Genomic DNA, 16,818 nt, shown 5'->3' with positions numbered 1-16,818 from the left:
AATTACGCTTGCTCAAAAAGGCGGTTTCAAATGTGGCATGAAAAGGATGAAAATAGGAATGAGCGGTAACAATCTGAGAATAAAGCGGGATCAAAAATACAATCGAGCGCTGAATTTTACAGGGTAAATGTGTGGGTATATTTGACGATCAAGACATTGCTGCTCGTGAGTGGCAACGCAGGTTGTTGCCGCATACGGTCCGTGTTCAGGTTATGATTGTACACAATCCATAAATCCGTTCCTTCACTCACGTTGTAACGGATGATAGTATTGGCTCCGACGACATGAGCCGCCGTGCTTAATTGGACATAGGCTTGAGCCGAAAAACGGGCATTGACGGCCGTTTGAATTTTTAACCGGCCAAGGTGCGACGTAAACGACTGGTCGCGTTTGGAAAAACGGATAATGTCGATGTCATAGGTTCCACCCAATTCGAGATGTTTGGAAATACGCCATGTTGGCGACAATGAAAATGAATACCGCCAGCCATCGTAAAACGTTCCTATAATCGCATCGCCTTCCGCATACAGCAGTCCACCGGGAGCCGATTTATAATTAAGCCACATATCAAAAAAATGATACCGGCCCGACGGCACGTTGGCCTTTTCGGATAATTGAAACGTGTCCGGAACGTTTTCGTATTGCCAGCGCGGTTCAATCCAGCCGGTCGCGCCGCTTTTGGTTTCAAAATCCCACCATGGCGCGAAATACGATGATTCAAGCTTGTTGTCGTCATTACGAAAGCGAAGAATAGTGACATTATTCCACGAGTGATTGCGTAACGTTTCACTTTGAGGAAATAGGGTGTATGAAATGACGCCTTGTAAGAAAGTAAAATCGCTGTGCTGGACAAATCCGATCCCAGGATCGTATTGCGATCCGGCTCGGGCGAATTGGGCCGAGTACGACAAACCTTTAATTGTACGCCGCGCCCACGTTGCATACATTTGTCCGGTTTCCAAAGGTCTGAAACCGTTGTCTTTTATATAATCTTCCTGCAACGACTGAGACCATTTTAAGGTAAGATACTCATCGCCGGCGACACGGACTGTTCCGTCCAATCCGTAAGCCAAACTATAATGACCATTTTGATCGATACGGCTCGTCATCATGCCACCGGCGTAGGAGTATGAATTGAATACCGGATGCTTCAATCGAAGCACGCCAAAATTTTCCGAAGGAGTTGAAGCATTTTGTTTCTCAGTTTGCATATTTATAAAACCAATGTTCCATAAACCTGCTCGGCCAACCAATCTTGCTCCACCGAGAATGCGCACCGGCTCGCCTTGATCGGTAAGACCGATTCGGCGCGTATGGAGTAACCGATTGCCATGACCCATGTTAAAGTCGAACAGCGACGAACGCTCTTGAAAAAATTGTCGTTTCTCCGGAAAGAAAAGTGAAAACCGAGTCAGATTTACTTGCCGGTCGTCCGCTTCGACCTGGGCAAAATCCGTGTTAGCCGTTAAATCCAGAGTCAAGTTGTCGCTCAACGTATATTTGACATCGGCGCCGATATCGTTTTGATAATCGCGTTGGTAATTAAATTTTGTTTGGTCGTTGTTTAATTGAGACGAACGTGCCAGTCCACCCAGCGCATACGGCGTCACATATACCGGTTTGCGTGAGTGAATACCCGACAAAACCACGTCCTGAGCCACGGATGGCTTCCGAAAAGCATATTTAGGTTCGATAGAAGGAAATGTAACGCGTTCGTTTTTACGTGCGATGTAGCGCGTGACTGTCAAACCCATGACAACGCGGCCATCCGACTCTTGAAACCGCAAACTGGAAAGTGGAATCCGCATTTCAGCGAACCAACCTTCGCCGGTGACTTTCGTAGCGACGTCCCAAAATGTATTCCAACTCGGATTGTCCGTACCTTCCGCATCGCCGGACAGCGCGATGTCCGAACGAATGCCGGCCGGCGTCGTCATGAACCACAATGCATTTTCATTATCATTCAGTGGATCGATATAAATCGCAAAAGCGTCGTCGCCGCTCCACCGGTCGCGATACAGCGAATTGATCCGGATGCCCGAAGGATCATTGTCATAAAAACGGCCGGATGCATAAATGAATTCGTCGTCATAGGCAACGCGAATTTCCGTACGTTCCGACGATTGTCCCTGAAAAACCGGTAAATACATCGTCAAAGGCAATGGCTCGATTGTCTCCCACGCCGGTTCGAAACTCAAACCATCCAATTCAATCGATTCCGTAAGCCGTTGCAGTTCGATGGGCTGACTGTTTTGACTGAAAATATTTAACGGAGTTAACAGCGCGATTGCAATAAGAAAGCATTTGGGTTGTCTCATTTATCTGCCCCACGCTTCTGCATAAGCTGCGGTTACGACACCTTGCACGCTGAAACCGTCAAAAAAATCGCCGTCTTCTTTACTGTCGCCCACGATTTTCTTTTTCCATGCATCAAAGTCAATCGTCTTATGAACGGTTTGCCTGACGATTTCCAGATTGCGCGGACCGCCGCCAACCTGGAAGATGGCTTTGCTGACTTCATCGACAACTGTTTGAATGAAATCGGCGACCAGGTTCAAATAAGTTTTTCCTTTGAGGGTATTGCCGTGACCGGGAATCAGTATTTCAAAATCCAGTTGGGCCATTTTACGTAACGTCTTGGCGTGTTGAGATGGATAACCGCTCCCGAGATACGGCACGGGGCTATCGAGTAAATCTCCGGCAATCAGAATTTTTTCTTTGGGCAGATAGACGACAGCATCTCCGGCCGTATTGCCGCGGCCAAGATATTTAATTTGGATTTCACGATTACCGATGTCGAGAGTCAGTTCACTGTCAAAGGTCAGGTTGGGCATTCGATCTTTGATTTTTTTGAACTCTTGCCACACCGGTTCAATTCCGGCGATAAAGGATGTGTAATCTTTTTTATCTTGTTCGGATAAAGGATTACCGTTAGCGTCTTTACCGGTTTCAACATACTTTTTAAAAAGATCGGCACGATTAGGAAAGCGTTGGAACCAACCCGGATTATAACCCTCCATTTGTTTGCAAGTTTCCTGATGCGCGATGATAGTGATAGAGGGAAAAGCTTCTGCGTACGTGCCATTGCCCATTGTATGATCGAAATGCCAATGTGTATTGAGCAAATAACGAACCGGTTTGTTCGTCCATTGCTGAATCTGTGCAATGTCCTCTTTGGCCGATGATGGCAAATAACATGCATCGACGACAAACACTTCACGGTCACCAATGATGACAGTCGTATTGCCTTGCGGAAAACCGTCGGGTGAATCTTTGTGCCGGATCATATATATACCGTCTGCAATTTTAGAAACCGTTCGGGTACGAGTACTGGATGAATCCGTTTGTGAAAAAAGTGGAAGCGATGACCATAGAAGTAATCCGAAAAAGATAAATTTTATGCGGCATGAATTCCAAAACAGTGCCATATGACGATTCCTTTAAATATTGCCATTGATCGAAAATTATTTGGCGATTTTAACGCTAATGGGTACTCTCAGTTTTTCCCAATACAAATTAATTGTTCCTGAAGTCTGTGTCAGATCGTCAAAACCGTACTCAAGCCATTCTTTCATTGGTGCAGCTATGGGCTTTACCATCACGCGTAAGGCATCTTCATCTTTATTATATTTAAAACTTCCCCATGAATTATTTTTTTTGCTGAAAATAATCGTCCATTGATCCTGTTGCGGTGCCATGTGCAATCCATATTTGCCTGCAGGCAATTTTTTTCCTTCTATTTCCACGTCGGTCGAGAAAGAAATCGTTGTGTTTTCATTGGCTCCTGCGCGCCATGGAAATGGTTTTTCACCCCAAGGCACTAATTCGCCCCAGATTTTCCTGCCTTTCACGCCGGGCCGACTATAAGTAACAACTATTTCCGTTGCGCCGATTTTTTGAAAAGTCGAAGCCGCCTGACTCACGCGCTCTTCACTTTGAGCAAATAAGTTGCCTGCAATTACGCCGACAACGAAAAGAGCTACCCAAAACGATTTCAATGCCTTCATAGGACCTCCGATTAATGATTTCTTTCTGTGATGTGCGGCAATATAGATAAAAAGGGACGGCTTGTCGTCTCATTGGCGGCAAATGAGGCAAGGAAAACAATTGAAAAAGCATTTTTTAGTGAAAAAACTCACGGGGAGTCAATTTGTCATGACACCTTTCATCTAAATCCTAATCTAATATTGCGTTCGAATTTCATGGAAAACGGTGCTAATGATTAATTTATCCTTTCCTCTCACGTTCAGACCTATTATATTGGCGCGGAATAGATGGCCGAAACTTGCGTTGAACAGGCGATTCGGCTAAGGATAAATTATGCAACGAGAAATGTTTCGCGCCAAAATCCACAGGGCGCGGGTGACGCAATTGGATTTAAATTATCACGGCAGCATCACGATCGATCAGGATTTGCTGGATTTGACGGACATCTGGCATAATGAACGCGTTCAGATCGTTAATGCGAATAATGGTGCCAGGCTGGAAACGTACGTTATCGCAGGAAAACGCGGTAGTCGTGTGATCGGCCTCAATGGTCCCGCCGCTCGTCTGGCAATGCCCGGCGATATTATTTCGATCATTTCGTATGGTATCATGGACGAAAAAGAAGCACGGCAATTCAAGCCAAAAGTGATTTTGCTTAATGCGAACAATGAAGTCATCGAATCTCACATCATCTCCTCGCACGACGAAACTCTGAAATAGATTATACAATCCCGACCATTTTCAACCCTCATGGAGTGAGGCAATGTTTAAAAACCTCAAGCTCATTCAAAAATTATGGATTGGCTTCGGCACGATCATTCTGCTGATTCTTGTCATTTCCATTTTTTCTTATCAGCAATTCGGCTTTCTGGTGGAAGAATCGGAAACGGCCATCAACGATATTCCGATCCATAACGCAATTTCGGAAGTCCAATATCTTGCTACCAAAGGCCATTTGTATTTTGAAGAAATTATGGCCGGCGATGCTCACGAATCGGTTGAAGAAGTGTACCGGGTTTGGGAAGAAGCTATCTCTTATTGCAATATCATATTGGAAGGAGGTCGAAAAAACAATCGTACTTATAAATCTTTCCGGCATGCAACAGGACGTGGCAAAATTACTGAAATGCGCGATGCTCTGAACGCTATGATCGAAGCCGGTAAACAGCGTTATGCCAATAAAGAATCAAGCGGCATCGGCAGTAATGCCGATCAGAATTTCGATGCTGCCTACGAACGCGTCATGGCGTTGGCGGAGGAGGCTAAAATTGTCGCGACCGAACTTACCCAGATCAGTCAAGAACGTTTAGAATCAACCTATGAGCGAGATGAGATATTGATTTATGCCATGGCCGGCGTATGTATTGTTCTGGGGATTGTCATTAGTGTGAGTGTGGCACGAACTGTTTCGCGTCCGGTCGGTGAAGCGGCACAATTGATCCAACTCGAAGGCATTAATACAGTCTTCAAGAATCAAACGAACGACGAAATTGGACAACTCATTAGGTCATTCGATTCCTTTCTTCAATCTTTCCGGCAGACTTTACACGATCTTTCAGAGGCATCCTCCGTCGTATCGAGCGCAAGCAAAGAGATTTCCACCGGTGCCGATGCGATTTCGCGTAATGCGCAGCAACAGGCCGACGAATCCGAGAGCGCATCGATTGCCATTGAAACGATGACAAAAACGGTTTACGAAATTTCACATAGCGCCGTGAATACCAAAGACATGGCTTTGCAGGCGCAATCGAGCGCGCATCATGGTGAACAAATTATCGAAGAAACCGTTGCCGGTATGAATCGTATTGGCGTGATGGTGAAACAATCGGCGGAAGTCATTAATTCACTCAGTGACGCGAGCGGAAAAATCGGAAAAGTTTTGAATATCATCGATGATATTACACGCCAGATCAACCTGATCGCTCTTAATGCTTCCATCGAAGCAACGAAAGCAGGCGAACACGGTAAAGGTTTTGCCATTGTATCGGAAGAAATTAAAAAATTGGCTGAACGTACTGCACATTCTACAACAGAGATCAATGAGATCATTACGCGCATTCAAGCCAATGTTAACGAAGCCGTGACCATGATGAATAAAAGCCAGGATGAAACCAACGAAGGCATCGGCCTGGCCCAACAAGCCAAAAGCAGCTTGGACGACATTTCCAATACTTTCCAAAATGTTACGCAAATGGTCAGTCAGATTGCAGTCGCCAGCAAAGAACAATCCGTTACGAGCGATCATATTGCCCTGAGCGTTAAATCGGTGAATAACGCGACTCAACAAATTGCCGTGGGCATTCAGCAAATCGCGCAGTCTGCGGGACATTTGAATGAATTGACGACACGATTACAAGAGCTGATCCGGCGATTTAATTTGAAAGACCGCTCCTGATAATTTAGAGGCATTTCCTACTTTTCATTTTGCTAATCTCTCTCCAAATTTCTACATTTCATAAATTGCTCAATTTGATCTTTTCAATCATGAAACGACCGGCCATTTTGTTGGTCAACCCATATTTGTATGATTTCGCGGCATACGATCTATGGATTAAACCGCTTGGATTGCTTTACATCGGTGCCGTACTCGAAGAAAACGGTTGTGACATTACTTTGCTGGATGCCCTAAACCGTCATCATCCCGATGTATTGGCCTTGCAATGTCGTACGGAAGCCAAATCAAAAAAATACGGAGACGGCTATTTTTATAAAGAAACCATTGAGAAACCATCGGAATTTTCGGACGTGCCCCGTTTATATTCTCGCTATGGAATGCCGCCTGAAATTTTTAAAAATAATTTGGAACGTATTCGACGAGAATGTTCTATCGATTTGATTTTGGTAACTTCAGGAATGACTTATTGGTATCGCGGTGCGCATGAAGCCATCGCTATGTGCCGTGAAGTTTTTCCTGAAATCCCTGTTTTGTTCGGCGGTATTTACGCAACCTTGTTTCATGAATTTGCAAAACATCATTCGGGCGCCGATCTCGTTTTTAAAGGGGAAAGCGAACGTGCGGTCTTAGAGTTCATTAAAGAAAAATTCAAATTACCTTCTACTAAAACCTATCTCGGCTACGATGATTATCCCCATCCGGCGTATCATTTATATCCAAAGCTTGAATACGTTGGCATGATGACAACCCGCGGTTGTCCCTATACATGTTCGTTTTGCGCAACGCATGAATTTACCGATGTCTTCCGGCGGCGGCATCCTCAAAAAGTTGTGGAGGAAATTCGAAGCTATGCTGAGAAGAGTATTCGCAACGTAACGTTTTACGACGATGCCTTATTCGTCAATTCTGAACGGCATATCAAACCGATTTTACGGCAAATTATTGATGAAAAGTTAAATCTTAATTTTCACACCCCGAATGGATTATTTGCTAAATTGCTGGACAAAGAACTCGGGGAAATGCTGGTTGAGAGCGGATTTAAGACCATTCGTCTGAGTTACGAATCAAAAAATCCCGAACGACAAAAACAAATGCGAAAAGTTACCGATTCTGATCTTGAAAACGCATTGAATAATCTTGAAGCTGCAGGTTTTCCGCGTGATGAAGTTACGGTGTACCTGATCATGGGTCTTCCTAATCAAACGCCGGATGAAGTGCGTGACAGTATCAGATACGTTCATGAGTTGGGTGCTCGCATCAGCTTATCCTCTTATTCACCCATTCCCAACACACCCGATTGGGATTCGGCCGTTCGGGATTACAGTTTTCCAAACGATAATCCGCTTATGACCAATAAATCCGTTTATCCGTTAAAAAATGCACACTTTACTGGAGAGGATTTCAACCGTCTTAAGAATGACGCGATTGAATGTAATCGGCGGATCAAAAGCAGCGAGAATATCAATATTTCAGATTATAACGTCTATGCTTGACCTCAACAATTTAAAACTTATTTCAAAGCGGGTTCTGATTGGATTTCTCGGTGCGGTTATCCTTACCGGTTTGATTGTCAGCCAAAACTTCCAGAAGAAAATTACCGATCATCAGAAAAACCTGAAAAAACTTCAGACAGAAATTAAAAACTACGAATCAAAATTATCATCGAAATCTCAAAGTGAAAAAAGCGAACTGGAAAAATTGAATGACGTAAACGGTAAGATCGGTTTGCTACAGCAACTTATCGGCGAATTGGAAAAAGGGCGACAGATTACGGAAGCCAATATCGCAACTCTGCGTGTTATTCTGGAACAAACACAGGATGAATTGGCCCGATTAAAAAAACTCACGAGTCAGCGGCTGGTTCAGGTTTATAAACATCGTGAAGAAGATCCGCTGGCGTTTATTCTTACGTCCCAGTCGTTAACGCAGGCTTATTCGAGAATGAAGTATCTGAAGATTATTACCGATCAGGATAAAAAAGACTTGTCGGTTTTGCGTCGCAAAAAAAATTCAATCGTTTCGCAAAAAAAGCAAATCGAAGGCGAATTATTAATGCAAACACAATTGATTCGCCTGAAAAAGAATGAAAAAGCCTCATTGGACGGTGAGTTAAAAAAGCGAACACAGGCGCTGCAAAAAATCCGAAAAGACAAAAAGCTTCTGGCCTCTTTGATCGAGCAACGAAAAGATGATATTGAAACGATGCAAACTTTGATTGCCGAACTGGAAAGAAAGAAAAAAGAACAGGAGGCATTAGAAGAAGCCAACAAACAAAAAGCTTTGGCTGAAAATAAGACAACTGTCAAGACTTATAAAAGGCCTGTATATGAAGAAAAGTCTAATTTCATTCAATACAAAGGTAAGCTGCCTTTGCCGGCGGCTGGCCGCATCGTTAAAAAATTTGGCGATCACATCCATCCGGTCTTAGGTACAAAGACTCGCAATCCCGGCGTAGATATTTTGACGAATACTAATAGCGAAGTTCATGCGGTTGCCAAAGGTCGTGTCTCTGTTGTCACGTGGCTCCGGCGTTTTGGCAATACGCTGTTGATTGATCACGGCGGCGGCTATTATACAGTCTATGCGCATTTAGGAGAAATCTACGTTAATCCGGATCAGACTCTCAATGCCGGTGACGTGATCGCGCGGGTCGATGAATCCGATGAAGGCCAGCCTATTTTACATTTTGGCGTTTATAAAAGCGGCGAACCGTTGGATCCGCAAGGCTGGTTGAAATGATCTCTGATACAAAAAAATCATTATCGTAAGAATTTTGATGGCATAAGATTTTTCCATGACCGATAATCCTATCGAAAATAGCCCGGAAATCAATTCTACTCCAGATGGCAATCCAAAAAACAGTTTAAAAAAAACTCTGTTATTGTTGATCAAAATCGGAATTACGGTTTTTTTATTTTACTTTATCGCTACAAAAATTCAGCTGACCGAGATACGCGCGGAATTCAGTGAGATCAATTGGAACGCATTCGGGATTGGATTAGCCATGACCATTCCGAATATTTTAATTCAACATTACAAATGGCGTTATCTGACTCACATTTTGAATCCGGCGATATCGAACCGGGATATCTTTGCTTCACTGATGTGCGGTTTTTCTATCGGATTAGTAACTCCGGGCCGGTTGGGTGAATTGGGAAAAGGCCTTTTTTTGACTTCCGTCCGGCGTTCAGAAATTACCGGGATGTCAATCATCGACAAAGTTTTCTCACAACTGGCGCTTTCCGTTTTTGGTTTAATCGGAATGGTAATGATGATTGAATTCCAATTTCAACCGGGGACCGAGATTAAAACACTCGTAATAATTTTTGGTGTTTTACTCATTACTATTTTGTCGATGGTGGCGTTTGTGCCCGAACGTGTCCGTGATGTCATCCGGTCATCCAAAAAGATATTTCATTATGCGCCGTTTCGCGATAAAATATTTTCATTGATTTCGGCGTCGGAGAACTTCAAGAAACATCATTTTGCGCCGAGTCTTGCTTATGCGCTGATTTTTCAATTGATTATTTATGTCCAGTTTTACTGGTTTATCAACGCATTTACTCCTATGCCAATCAGCGACGGATTGATAGGCGCGTCGAGCGTTATGTTTGCCAAGTCTTTACTGCCCATCGCATTAATGGACATTGGAGTGCGCGAAGGCGCATCGATTTATTTTCTTGGTAAGCTCGGTATTTCAGCCTCGGCCGCATTCAATGCCTCTATCATGATTTTTCTGAGCAACGTTTTGCTGCCGGGAGTGATCGGTCTTTTTTATCTTGTTCATTTTAATTTCTTCAAACGTCATGATTCCAGGGTTTAAATTTTACGGGATCACCGATCGCAACCTTACCGGTGAAAAATATTTTCACCATCTTGAAAAAGCTTTTCAATCCGGTGTTGGCTGTATTCAAATTAGAGAAAAAGATTTATCGCCGGTTGAGTTATATCAATTATGCGAACGGATCCGGTCGATTGCCGAGCCGTACGATGTAAAAATTCTGATCAATGATCGCATCGATATTGCTTTGAGTCTTGGATTAAACGGTGTACATTTGACAAGCAATAGTTTGCCGGCTGATCGGGCGCGAATGATTTTAAGAAAACAAGCTCTCATTGGAGTTTCGACTCATTCCGAATCCGATGTACAATCGGCGTCCGGGCTCGGAGCGGATTTTGTGGTATTGGGACCGGTCGCTCCATCGCCGTCGAAACCGGCAGGGCATCCGATTCTTTCACTCGACGAATTTCATTCGATCTGTGATCATTCGCCGATTCCAGTATATGCGTTAGGTGGAATGACATTGGCTAATGTGAAAAAATTCATAGAAGCAGGAGCAGCCGGCGTTGCGGGCATTTCATTGCTCATGCAACCGGAAGGGCTTGAACAGCGTCTGTATGATCTGAAAGTGATTTTGGGAAGTTTGTAGACTTTTCAAAGAAAGGAGACCATTATGTTTAAAAAAATTCTGGTTCCTACCGATTTTTCCGACGCTTCCAAAGCGGCTCTGGAAGAAGCGTTAATGTTGGCGAAAATTTTTAAATCAAAAATTATTCTGATGCATGTATACGAACCCATCGTGTATTACACCGATGTGCCGATGGGTATGCCTGACTTGGTAGAAATCGAGCAAGGAATTCGTTCGACAGCCGAAGCGTCACTTCATACAATGGTTGAACGGGATATCAAGGGGCGTGAAAAAGATTTTGGAATGATCGAACTCGAAACGTTACTTGTACAGGGAAAAGCGTTTGTTGAAATAGTTAGAACGGCCCGTGAACAAGCCGTTGATCTGATTGTTTTGTCGACGCATGGGCGGAGCGCTATCGAGCATATTCTGCTTGGAAGCGTAACCGAAAAAGTAGTTCGTAAAGCATCCTGTGCCGTGCTCACGATTCGCGCAAAAAATCAATTTAGTATGCCATGAACTTTTCTGTAATTATTCTTGCTGCAGGGTCGTCGCAACGTTTTCAGGAAAACAAATTGCTTCTTTCGTTTGCCGGTAGCACGATTCTTCATCACGTGATTGAAAAATTCATTCAGTTATCTCCGTCTGAAATTATCGTAGTTACCGGAAAGTACGATGAGCCCATCCGTGAGGCATTGAAGAATTGGCCCTGTAAACTTATTTATAACCCGGATCATGTTTTGGGAATGAGTACATCTGTTCGCCAAGGTTTTTCTGCGATTTCAAAACACTCGGATGCCGCTTTTATTACGCCGGGAGATTTGCCGTTATTTCGGGCTGACACACTCGATTTGATCGTACAAAATTTTTCGGATAATATTGTAATTCCGGTTTACAATGACCAAAAAGGCCATCCGGTTTTGGTCAATCGATCACTTATAGAGTGGTGTTTATCACACGACGAAGACAAGTTGTTATATAAAGCGATTGAATTCTTTACAAGGAATGTGAAGAAAATTGCTGTCACTGATCCGGGAGTTGTATGGGATATTGATTCGCGGGAAGATTATGAGAAGTTGAAAACTAATTCTAGTCAGTGAAAAATTTTCAGGATTGGTTTTTGAAGTTTATAAATAAGATAAGAACTTCCGGCTCCGACCAGCGCTCCGACGATCACATCGCTCGGATAATGATACCCCAATGCCATACGGCTATATCCTACCAAACTTGCCCATGTGTATGCAGGAACAGTCACGTACCATTTTTTGTATTGTAGTGAGACCATTGTTGCAGTGGCGAATGCAGCACTGGTATGACCGGACGGCATGGATGCAGTACGTTCTTTATAATTTCCCAAATGGACATTTTTAAGTGCTTCGTAAGGTCTTTTCCGATTAATAATATCTTTCGAAGTGTAGGTAATACCTGCTGTGAGTATGGCAGAAGCGGCCAGCAAGATGCCAGTGTCTGTGGCTTGCCGGTCTTTTGCAAGTATTCCGGTAGCCACAAAGCCGATTGGCGTAGCAATTGTAAGCGGCTTTGCGCTGTTCGTGGTTGTTTTAAAAAAATCATCTGTAAAGGGTGTGTGCTGATTATTAATCGCACGGAAAATATTAACATCAAATTTATTTTGCGCAAAACCTATCGAAGATAATAAGCAGAACAACAAAAACGTTTTCATTTTTCACTTCGTAAGCTTTTCTAAAAATTTTTGTGGGGGGCGAATCGGCCTGCCTTGTTTGTCTGTAAAAGCATGAATGGTATGGCCTTTGGCCACCAAAATTTTATCCCGATACATTTCATAACCGATCTTCAAACGCGAGCCGGATTGTTCAAGAGGAAATGAATGAAGTTCCAATACGTCATCGTAATGAACAGACCGGATATAGTTGGCCTGAACTTCGATTACCGGCAGAAGTACACCATCGGCTTCCATTTCTTTGTAAGGGTAACCCATAGCGCGGATCATATCGGTTCGGCCAACTTCGAACCATGGTAAATAGCTCGCATGATGCGCAACGGCCATCGCATCCGTTTCAGCATAACGAACGCGAATGATCGTTACGCATGGTTGAGAGAAGATGCTCACTTATTTCATTTCTCCCCAAAAGCCCATGTGAGAATACTTATCAATACGTTCATCAAGAAGTACGGAGACGGGTTTGGCAGTGAGGTTTCTGTATTCTTCCATCACAGCCACCTTAACGAATTGTGCCGCAAGATCATAGTCGCGATTAGCGCCACCCAATGGTTCTTTGATGATCCGGTCAATAACGTTCAGTTTTAGCAAATCGTCGGCTGTTAGTTTGAGCGCGGATGCAGCTTTTTCTTTATGCTCCCAACTGCGCCATAAGATACTGGAACACGATTCAGGCGCAATGACCGAGTACCATGTATTTTCCATCATAAGCAGTTTATCGCCCACTCCAATACCCAAAGCGCCTCCGGATGCGCCTTCTCCGATGACGACGCAAATGATCGGAATCGGAAGGCGGGCCATTTCAAGCAGATTACGTGCAATGGCTTCTGCTTGTCCGCGTTCTTCGGCTTCGATTCCTGGAAAAGCGCCGGGTGTGTCGATGAGTGTCAATACCGGACGATTGAACTTCGAGGCCATCCGCATCAATCGCATGGCTTTACGATAACCTTCGGGATTAGGCATTCCAAAATTGCGGTACAGATTGCTTTTAGTGTCTTTGCCTTTTTGCTGGCCGATGACCATAAAAGGTTGGCCATCAATTTTTCCGAAACCGCCGACAATCGCATGATCATCGCCAAAAAGTCTGTCACCGTGCAGTTCAGTAAATCCTTCGCAAAAACGCTCAATGTAATCCAGTGAGCGGGGGCGCTCGGGATGTCGTGCCAACTGCACTTTCTGCCATGGCGTCAACTTGGAATAAATTTCCTCGCGTAATTGTTCAAGCTTTTGTTCAAGAGCGTTCACCTCGCTTGAGAGATCGACATTGGCCACGCTCTGCATGCCTTTAATTTTGTTCTCAAGCTCGGCAATCGGCTTTTCAAAATCTAAAATAACAGGCAATAGAAATCCTCCTTTATAATTTTCCGAAAAAATTTCTGATTTTTAATTTCCAAACGAGTAGAAACCCTTCCCGGATAATATTGGTAGACATTTTCGATGCACCGATCGTACGGTCATAAAATATAATAGGAATTTCGCAAATTTTAAATTTTAAAATCCATGCGCGATAATTCATTTCAATCTGGAAAGAATAACCGCTTGCACTGACCCGGGTCAAGTCGATGGACTGGAGAGTTTCACGCTTGAAACATTTATATCCCGCCGTAGAGTCCTGGATCGGCATTCCTGTAACCCACCGAGCATATTTATTGCCAAAATAACTGATCAGCAGGCGCGACAGCGGCCAATTGATCACGTTGACGCCTTTGACGTAACGCGAACCGATCACGAGATCGCAATGCTGGATCCGATTCAAAAAATCCGGGAGATAATTGGGATCATGCGATAAATCTGCATCCATTTCAAAAATATAGTCATAACTGTTTTGAAGCGCGTAATCAAAACCGGCCACATAGGCTTTACCAAGACCTTGTTTTTCAGATCGTAAAAGGAGATGAATTCTTGAATCGCTTTTTTGGAGCGTGCGAACAAGTTCAGCAGTACCGTCGGGAGAATTATCATCGACTACCAAAAGATGAAGTTCGGACACATACACACTCAGATCTATTTTGAAAATACGTTCGATGAGAATCGGCAGGTTGTCTTTTTCGTTGTAGGTAGGTATGACAATCAACGCGCGTTTATTCGGCATTCCGTAATCCTTAAGCGAATTTGCAGCCGTTTTGTTTAAAAAAACGAAGCCTTTCCTTGAGCCGTGCGTCGGATAGAGCAAGAATTTCGGCAGCCAGCACTGCGGCATTTTTCAAACCGTGTATCCCGATTGACACCGTTGCCACCGGAACCCCTTCTGTCATTTGTACCATCGCATACAAAGCATCCACGCCGTTGATGTCGGTTGTAGCCAGCGGCACGCCGATGACCGGCACGAACGTTTTCGAAGCAATCACGCCGGCCAATTGAGCGCCGATTCCCGCAGCGGCGATAAAAAGTTTAATGCCGCGTTCCGGCCCCTTCACGACATATTCGGCCAACGCATCAGGATCGCGCATGGCCGATAAAACTTGTACATCGTACCGAACACCGAAATGATCCAGGTATTCTTTACAAGGGCGAATGTGTTCCATATCATTCGCGTGATCGATGATGATCGCGACCTCGGTTAAATGCATGTCTGCGTTTCCTCAGTTATGAAATTTAGGAGCTAATTCCAATAACGTTTGCGCCTGCAACTTTTTTGCTTCCGCCATGGATTCTAAAAAAGTTTGAATACCTACGTGATCAAACATAGGTATTTGCTGGCGATACAGGTCGTATAATTCATGCGCGTATTGAATATCCAGCGATAAAGGTACACCGATTTCCCTGGGTACATCCGGTGACGCCGCCTGAGGTTCTTCGCCTGTCAGTTCAGCTATTTTGTCTTTGAGTTGCTGCATTTGGCTGCGCTGCTCGTGAATGACTTTTTCTAAAATTGTTTCGATAAAAGGATAACGCGATTGCAGGCGCGAAACTTCCAAATGACGCAACAATTGCCATTCGTATTCATAATCCATGATCAAAACTTCGGCCGTGACCGGTGCCTCTGTTTCTCGATTAAATGAGAGCCGGTCCCACCAGTTTAATAATTTATCAAGTGTTTTACCTGCGCCGGTCGTGTCTTTTATTGCCGTATTCATAAGCGCTCCGCTTTTTAAAGTGGAAAAAGAGCGTTACCAATTTAAGCCAAAATACAACATCGCGCAAGAAATTAAAACCAAAGATTAGAATTCAATTGTTTTTCTACGTCAAAAGTTTCATTTTAGATTCATGAAAATAAATTTTATAGAGCCGGAAAAAAATCGTCAGGTGATCGGCATTAATTCCGGTACTTCGATGGATGCGCTGGACATCGCGTTAGTACGGGTCAGCGGAACGGGCGATTCGCTTCGTCTGCGTCTTGATGCATTTGAAGAATTTCCTTTTCCGGAAGGGTGGAAACGTTATTTACTGGATCTGATTGATCGAGGGACCCCAAGTCAAATAAGCCAGGCCAACATGCTCATCGGGAAAGTTTTTGCTGATGGGATTAATCGCTTTATCGAAAAACACCAGATCGAACGCAAGACAATAACGGCGATCGGTTCGCACGGCCAAACGATTTTCCATCATCCTGCAAAAGAAATTCTATTTGATAATGCCGTTCATTCGACGTTGCAACTCGGCGATCCGTCGGTGATAGCCCAGCAGACGGAAATCCTGACAGTCGGAGATTTTCGAATGGCTGACGTTGCAGCGGGTGGAAGCGGAGCTCCGCTCGTGCCGTATTTCGATTACATTGTTTTTCGCGATCCTCAAAAGCATCGCGGCATTTTAAATATCGGCGGAATTGCTAATATAACGCTCCTTCCGGCCGGCGGAACACTGGATGAGTTGGCGGCGTTTGATACTGGCCCTGGGAATATGTTAATCGATTATGCAGTGCAGGAATTTTTTAATGAGCCGTTCGACGATAACGGCAATATCGCTCGGTCCGGAAAAATTCATGAAGGAATTGCAAGCGCTATTTTGCAGCATGAATATTTTAACATTAAACCGCCAAAATCGACCGGAAGGGAAATGTTTGGGAAGAAATTTTCTGAAGAGATTTTCAAAGATTTTATAGATATTGCGCCGGCCGACAAAGTCGCTACGCTGGCCGAGGCAACAGCACGAAGTATTTTTGATCAGGTTAAAAAATTTTCCAAACACGATTTGCACGAGCTGATCGTCAGCGGTGGTGGCATTAAGAATAGTTACTTGATGGAAAGATTGAAGTTTCATTTTCAAACCGCGACCATCCGCTCATCGGCTGAATTTGGAATTCCGGCCGAAGCCAAAGAAGCAATGTTATTTGCATTGTTGGCGAATGAATGTTTGACGGGCACGCCTGCAAATGTACCGGCTGTGAC

Annotated in this window: 18 protein-coding genes; 9 read left to right on the top strand and 9 right to left on the bottom strand. The window is 44.0% G+C overall.

The window, feature by feature from the left end:
* Positions 1–116: 116 nt before the first annotated feature.
* Genes K1X84_01735 through K1X84_01725 form a run of 3 tightly spaced genes read right to left on the bottom strand, consistent with a single transcriptional unit; the run spans position 117 to position 4,007 of the window.
* Complete coding sequence (locus K1X84_01735) at positions 117–2,318, bottom strand: carbohydrate binding family 9 domain-containing protein (protein ID MBX7150331.1); 2,202 nt, start codon at positions 2,316–2,318, stop codon at positions 117–119.
* Positions 2,319–3,428 carry an MBL fold metallo-hydrolase gene (locus tag K1X84_01730; protein MBX7150330.1) on the bottom strand — a complete coding sequence of 370 codons (1,110 nt, stop codon included), beginning with the start codon at positions 3,426–3,428 and terminating at the stop codon, positions 2,319–2,321.
* Between the two features lie 36 nt (positions 3,429–3,464).
* Positions 3,465–4,007: a DUF2911 domain-containing protein gene (locus tag K1X84_01725; GenBank protein MBX7150329.1), complete on the bottom strand. Its 543-nt coding sequence runs from the start codon at positions 4,005–4,007 to the stop codon at positions 3,465–3,467.
* 313 nt (positions 4,008–4,320) lie between these two features.
* Between K1X84_01725 and K1X84_01720 the strand changes: the two genes are divergently transcribed.
* The 8 genes from K1X84_01720 to K1X84_01685 all read left to right on the top strand — a co-directional run bounded on the left by K1X84_01720 (position 4,321) and on the right by K1X84_01685 (position 11,891).
* Positions 4,321–4,707, top strand: a complete 387-nt coding sequence (locus K1X84_01720) for an aspartate 1-decarboxylase (protein MBX7150328.1) — start codon at positions 4,321–4,323, stop codon at positions 4,705–4,707.
* A 43-nt stretch (positions 4,708–4,750) separates the two neighbouring features.
* On the top strand, positions 4,751–6,382 hold the full coding sequence (locus tag K1X84_01715; protein ID MBX7150327.1) for a methyl-accepting chemotaxis protein: 1,632 nt from the start codon (positions 4,751–4,753) through the stop codon (positions 6,380–6,382).
* 89 nt (positions 6,383–6,471) lie between these two features.
* Positions 6,472–7,875 (top strand): B12-binding domain-containing radical SAM protein, encoded by a 1,404-nt coding sequence (locus K1X84_01710; protein ID MBX7150326.1) that lies wholly within the window; start codon positions 6,472–6,474, stop codon positions 7,873–7,875.
* Positions 7,868–9,121, top strand: coding sequence for a peptidoglycan DD-metalloendopeptidase family protein (locus tag K1X84_01705; protein MBX7150325.1), 1,254 nt, complete (start codon positions 7,868–7,870; stop codon positions 9,119–9,121). Before K1X84_01710 ends, K1X84_01705 begins: the two co-directional genes overlap by 8 nt.
* Positions 9,122–9,176: 55 nt before the next feature.
* Positions 9,177–10,205: a flippase-like domain-containing protein gene (locus K1X84_01700; protein ID MBX7150324.1), complete on the top strand. Its 1,029-nt coding sequence runs from the start codon at positions 9,177–9,179 to the stop codon at positions 10,203–10,205.
* Positions 10,189–10,812 (top strand): thiamine phosphate synthase, encoded by a 624-nt coding sequence (thiE, locus tag K1X84_01695; GenBank protein ID MBX7150323.1) that lies wholly within the window; start codon positions 10,189–10,191, stop codon positions 10,810–10,812. The genes K1X84_01700 and thiE overlap by 17 nt, the downstream gene beginning before the upstream one ends.
* Positions 10,813–10,836: 24 nt before the next feature.
* A complete protein-coding gene (locus K1X84_01690) occupies positions 10,837–11,310 on the top strand; it encodes a universal stress protein (GenBank protein MBX7150322.1) in 474 nt (157 codons plus the stop codon).
* Positions 11,307–11,891: a nucleotidyltransferase family protein gene (locus K1X84_01685; GenBank protein ID MBX7150321.1), complete on the top strand. Its 585-nt coding sequence runs from the start codon at positions 11,307–11,309 to the stop codon at positions 11,889–11,891. The genes K1X84_01690 and K1X84_01685 overlap by 4 nt, the downstream gene beginning before the upstream one ends.
* On the opposite strand, the gene K1X84_01680 is transcribed toward K1X84_01685, so the two are convergent.
* Genes K1X84_01680 through K1X84_01655 form a run of 6 tightly spaced genes read right to left on the bottom strand, consistent with a single transcriptional unit; the run spans position 11,885 to position 15,567 of the window.
* Positions 11,885–12,472, bottom strand: a complete 588-nt coding sequence (locus tag K1X84_01680) for a phosphatase PAP2 family protein (protein MBX7150320.1) — start codon at positions 12,470–12,472, stop codon at positions 11,885–11,887. The genes K1X84_01685 and K1X84_01680 overlap by 7 nt on opposite strands.
* 3 nt (positions 12,473–12,475) lie before the next feature.
* On the bottom strand, positions 12,476–12,880 hold the full coding sequence (locus tag K1X84_01675) for an acyl-CoA thioesterase (GenBank protein ID MBX7150319.1): 405 nt from the start codon (positions 12,878–12,880) through the stop codon (positions 12,476–12,478).
* Positions 12,881–13,831, bottom strand: coding sequence for an acetyl-CoA carboxylase carboxyltransferase subunit alpha (locus K1X84_01670; protein MBX7150318.1), 951 nt, complete (start codon positions 13,829–13,831; stop codon positions 12,881–12,883).
* A gap of 13 nt (positions 13,832–13,844) precedes the next feature.
* A complete protein-coding gene (locus K1X84_01665) occupies positions 13,845–14,582 on the bottom strand; it encodes a polyprenol monophosphomannose synthase (GenBank protein ID MBX7150317.1) in 738 nt (245 codons plus the stop codon).
* 10 nt (positions 14,583–14,592) lie between these two features.
* The gene (locus K1X84_01660) at positions 14,593–15,060 is read right to left on the bottom strand and encodes an AIR carboxylase family protein (GenBank protein ID MBX7150316.1); all 468 of its coding nucleotides are present in this window, start codon (positions 15,058–15,060) and stop codon (positions 14,593–14,595) included.
* 12 nt (positions 15,061–15,072) lie between these two features.
* Positions 15,073–15,567, bottom strand: coding sequence for a hypothetical protein (locus K1X84_01655; protein ID MBX7150315.1), 495 nt, complete (start codon positions 15,565–15,567; stop codon positions 15,073–15,075).
* 130 nt (positions 15,568–15,697) lie between these two features.
* Between K1X84_01655 and K1X84_01650 the strand changes: the two genes are divergently transcribed.
* Positions 15,698–16,818: anhydro-N-acetylmuramic acid kinase (locus tag K1X84_01650; GenBank protein MBX7150314.1), on the top strand; the 1,121-nt coding region annotated here is incomplete at its 3' end.

Source organism: bacterium (assembly GCA_019695335.1).
GTDB lineage: Bacteria > CLD3 > CLD3 > SB21 > SB21 > JABWBZ01.
Note: the sequence above shows the minus strand (reverse complement) of the source record. Positions and strands in the feature narration are given on the sequence as shown.

Bases quoted from the DNA above. Each gene is read 5' to 3' on its own strand.
- K1X84_01700 (MBX7150324.1), top strand. From the start codon at position 9,177: ATGACCGATAATCCTATCGAAAATAGCCCGGAAATCAATTCTACTCCA.
- K1X84_01720 (MBX7150328.1), top strand. From the start codon at position 4,321: ATGCAACGAGAAATGTTTCGCGCCAAAATCCACAGGGCGCGGGTGACG.
- K1X84_01725 (MBX7150329.1), bottom strand. From the start codon at position 4,007: ATGAAGGCATTGAAATCGTTTTGGGTAGCTCTTTTCGTTGTCGGCGTA.
- K1X84_01685 (MBX7150321.1), top strand. From the start codon at position 11,307: ATGAACTTTTCTGTAATTATTCTTGCTGCAGGGTCGTCGCAACGTTTT.
- K1X84_01705 (MBX7150325.1), top strand. From the start codon at position 7,868: ATGCTTGACCTCAACAATTTAAAACTTATTTCAAAGCGGGTTCTGATT.
- K1X84_01710 (MBX7150326.1), top strand. From the start codon at position 6,472: ATGAAACGACCGGCCATTTTGTTGGTCAACCCATATTTGTATGATTTC.
- K1X84_01680 (MBX7150320.1), bottom strand. From the start codon at position 12,472: ATGAAAACGTTTTTGTTGTTCTGCTTATTATCTTCGATAGGTTTTGCG.
- K1X84_01730 (MBX7150330.1), bottom strand. From the start codon at position 3,428: ATGGCACTGTTTTGGAATTCATGCCGCATAAAATTTATCTTTTTCGGA.
- K1X84_01735 (MBX7150331.1), bottom strand. From the start codon at position 2,318: ATGAGACAACCCAAATGCTTTCTTATTGCAATCGCGCTGTTAACTCCG.
- thiE (MBX7150323.1), top strand. From the start codon at position 10,189: ATGATTCCAGGGTTTAAATTTTACGGGATCACCGATCGCAACCTTACC.
- K1X84_01665 (MBX7150317.1), bottom strand. From the start codon at position 14,582: ATGCCGAATAAACGCGCGTTGATTGTCATACCTACCTACAACGAAAAA.
- K1X84_01715 (MBX7150327.1), top strand. From the start codon at position 4,751: ATGTTTAAAAACCTCAAGCTCATTCAAAAATTATGGATTGGCTTCGGC.
- K1X84_01655 (MBX7150315.1), bottom strand. From the start codon at position 15,567: ATGAATACGGCAATAAAAGACACGACCGGCGCAGGTAAAACACTTGAT.
- K1X84_01660 (MBX7150316.1), bottom strand. From the start codon at position 15,060: ATGCATTTAACCGAGGTCGCGATCATCATCGATCACGCGAATGATATG.
- K1X84_01690 (MBX7150322.1), top strand. From the start codon at position 10,837: ATGTTTAAAAAAATTCTGGTTCCTACCGATTTTTCCGACGCTTCCAAA.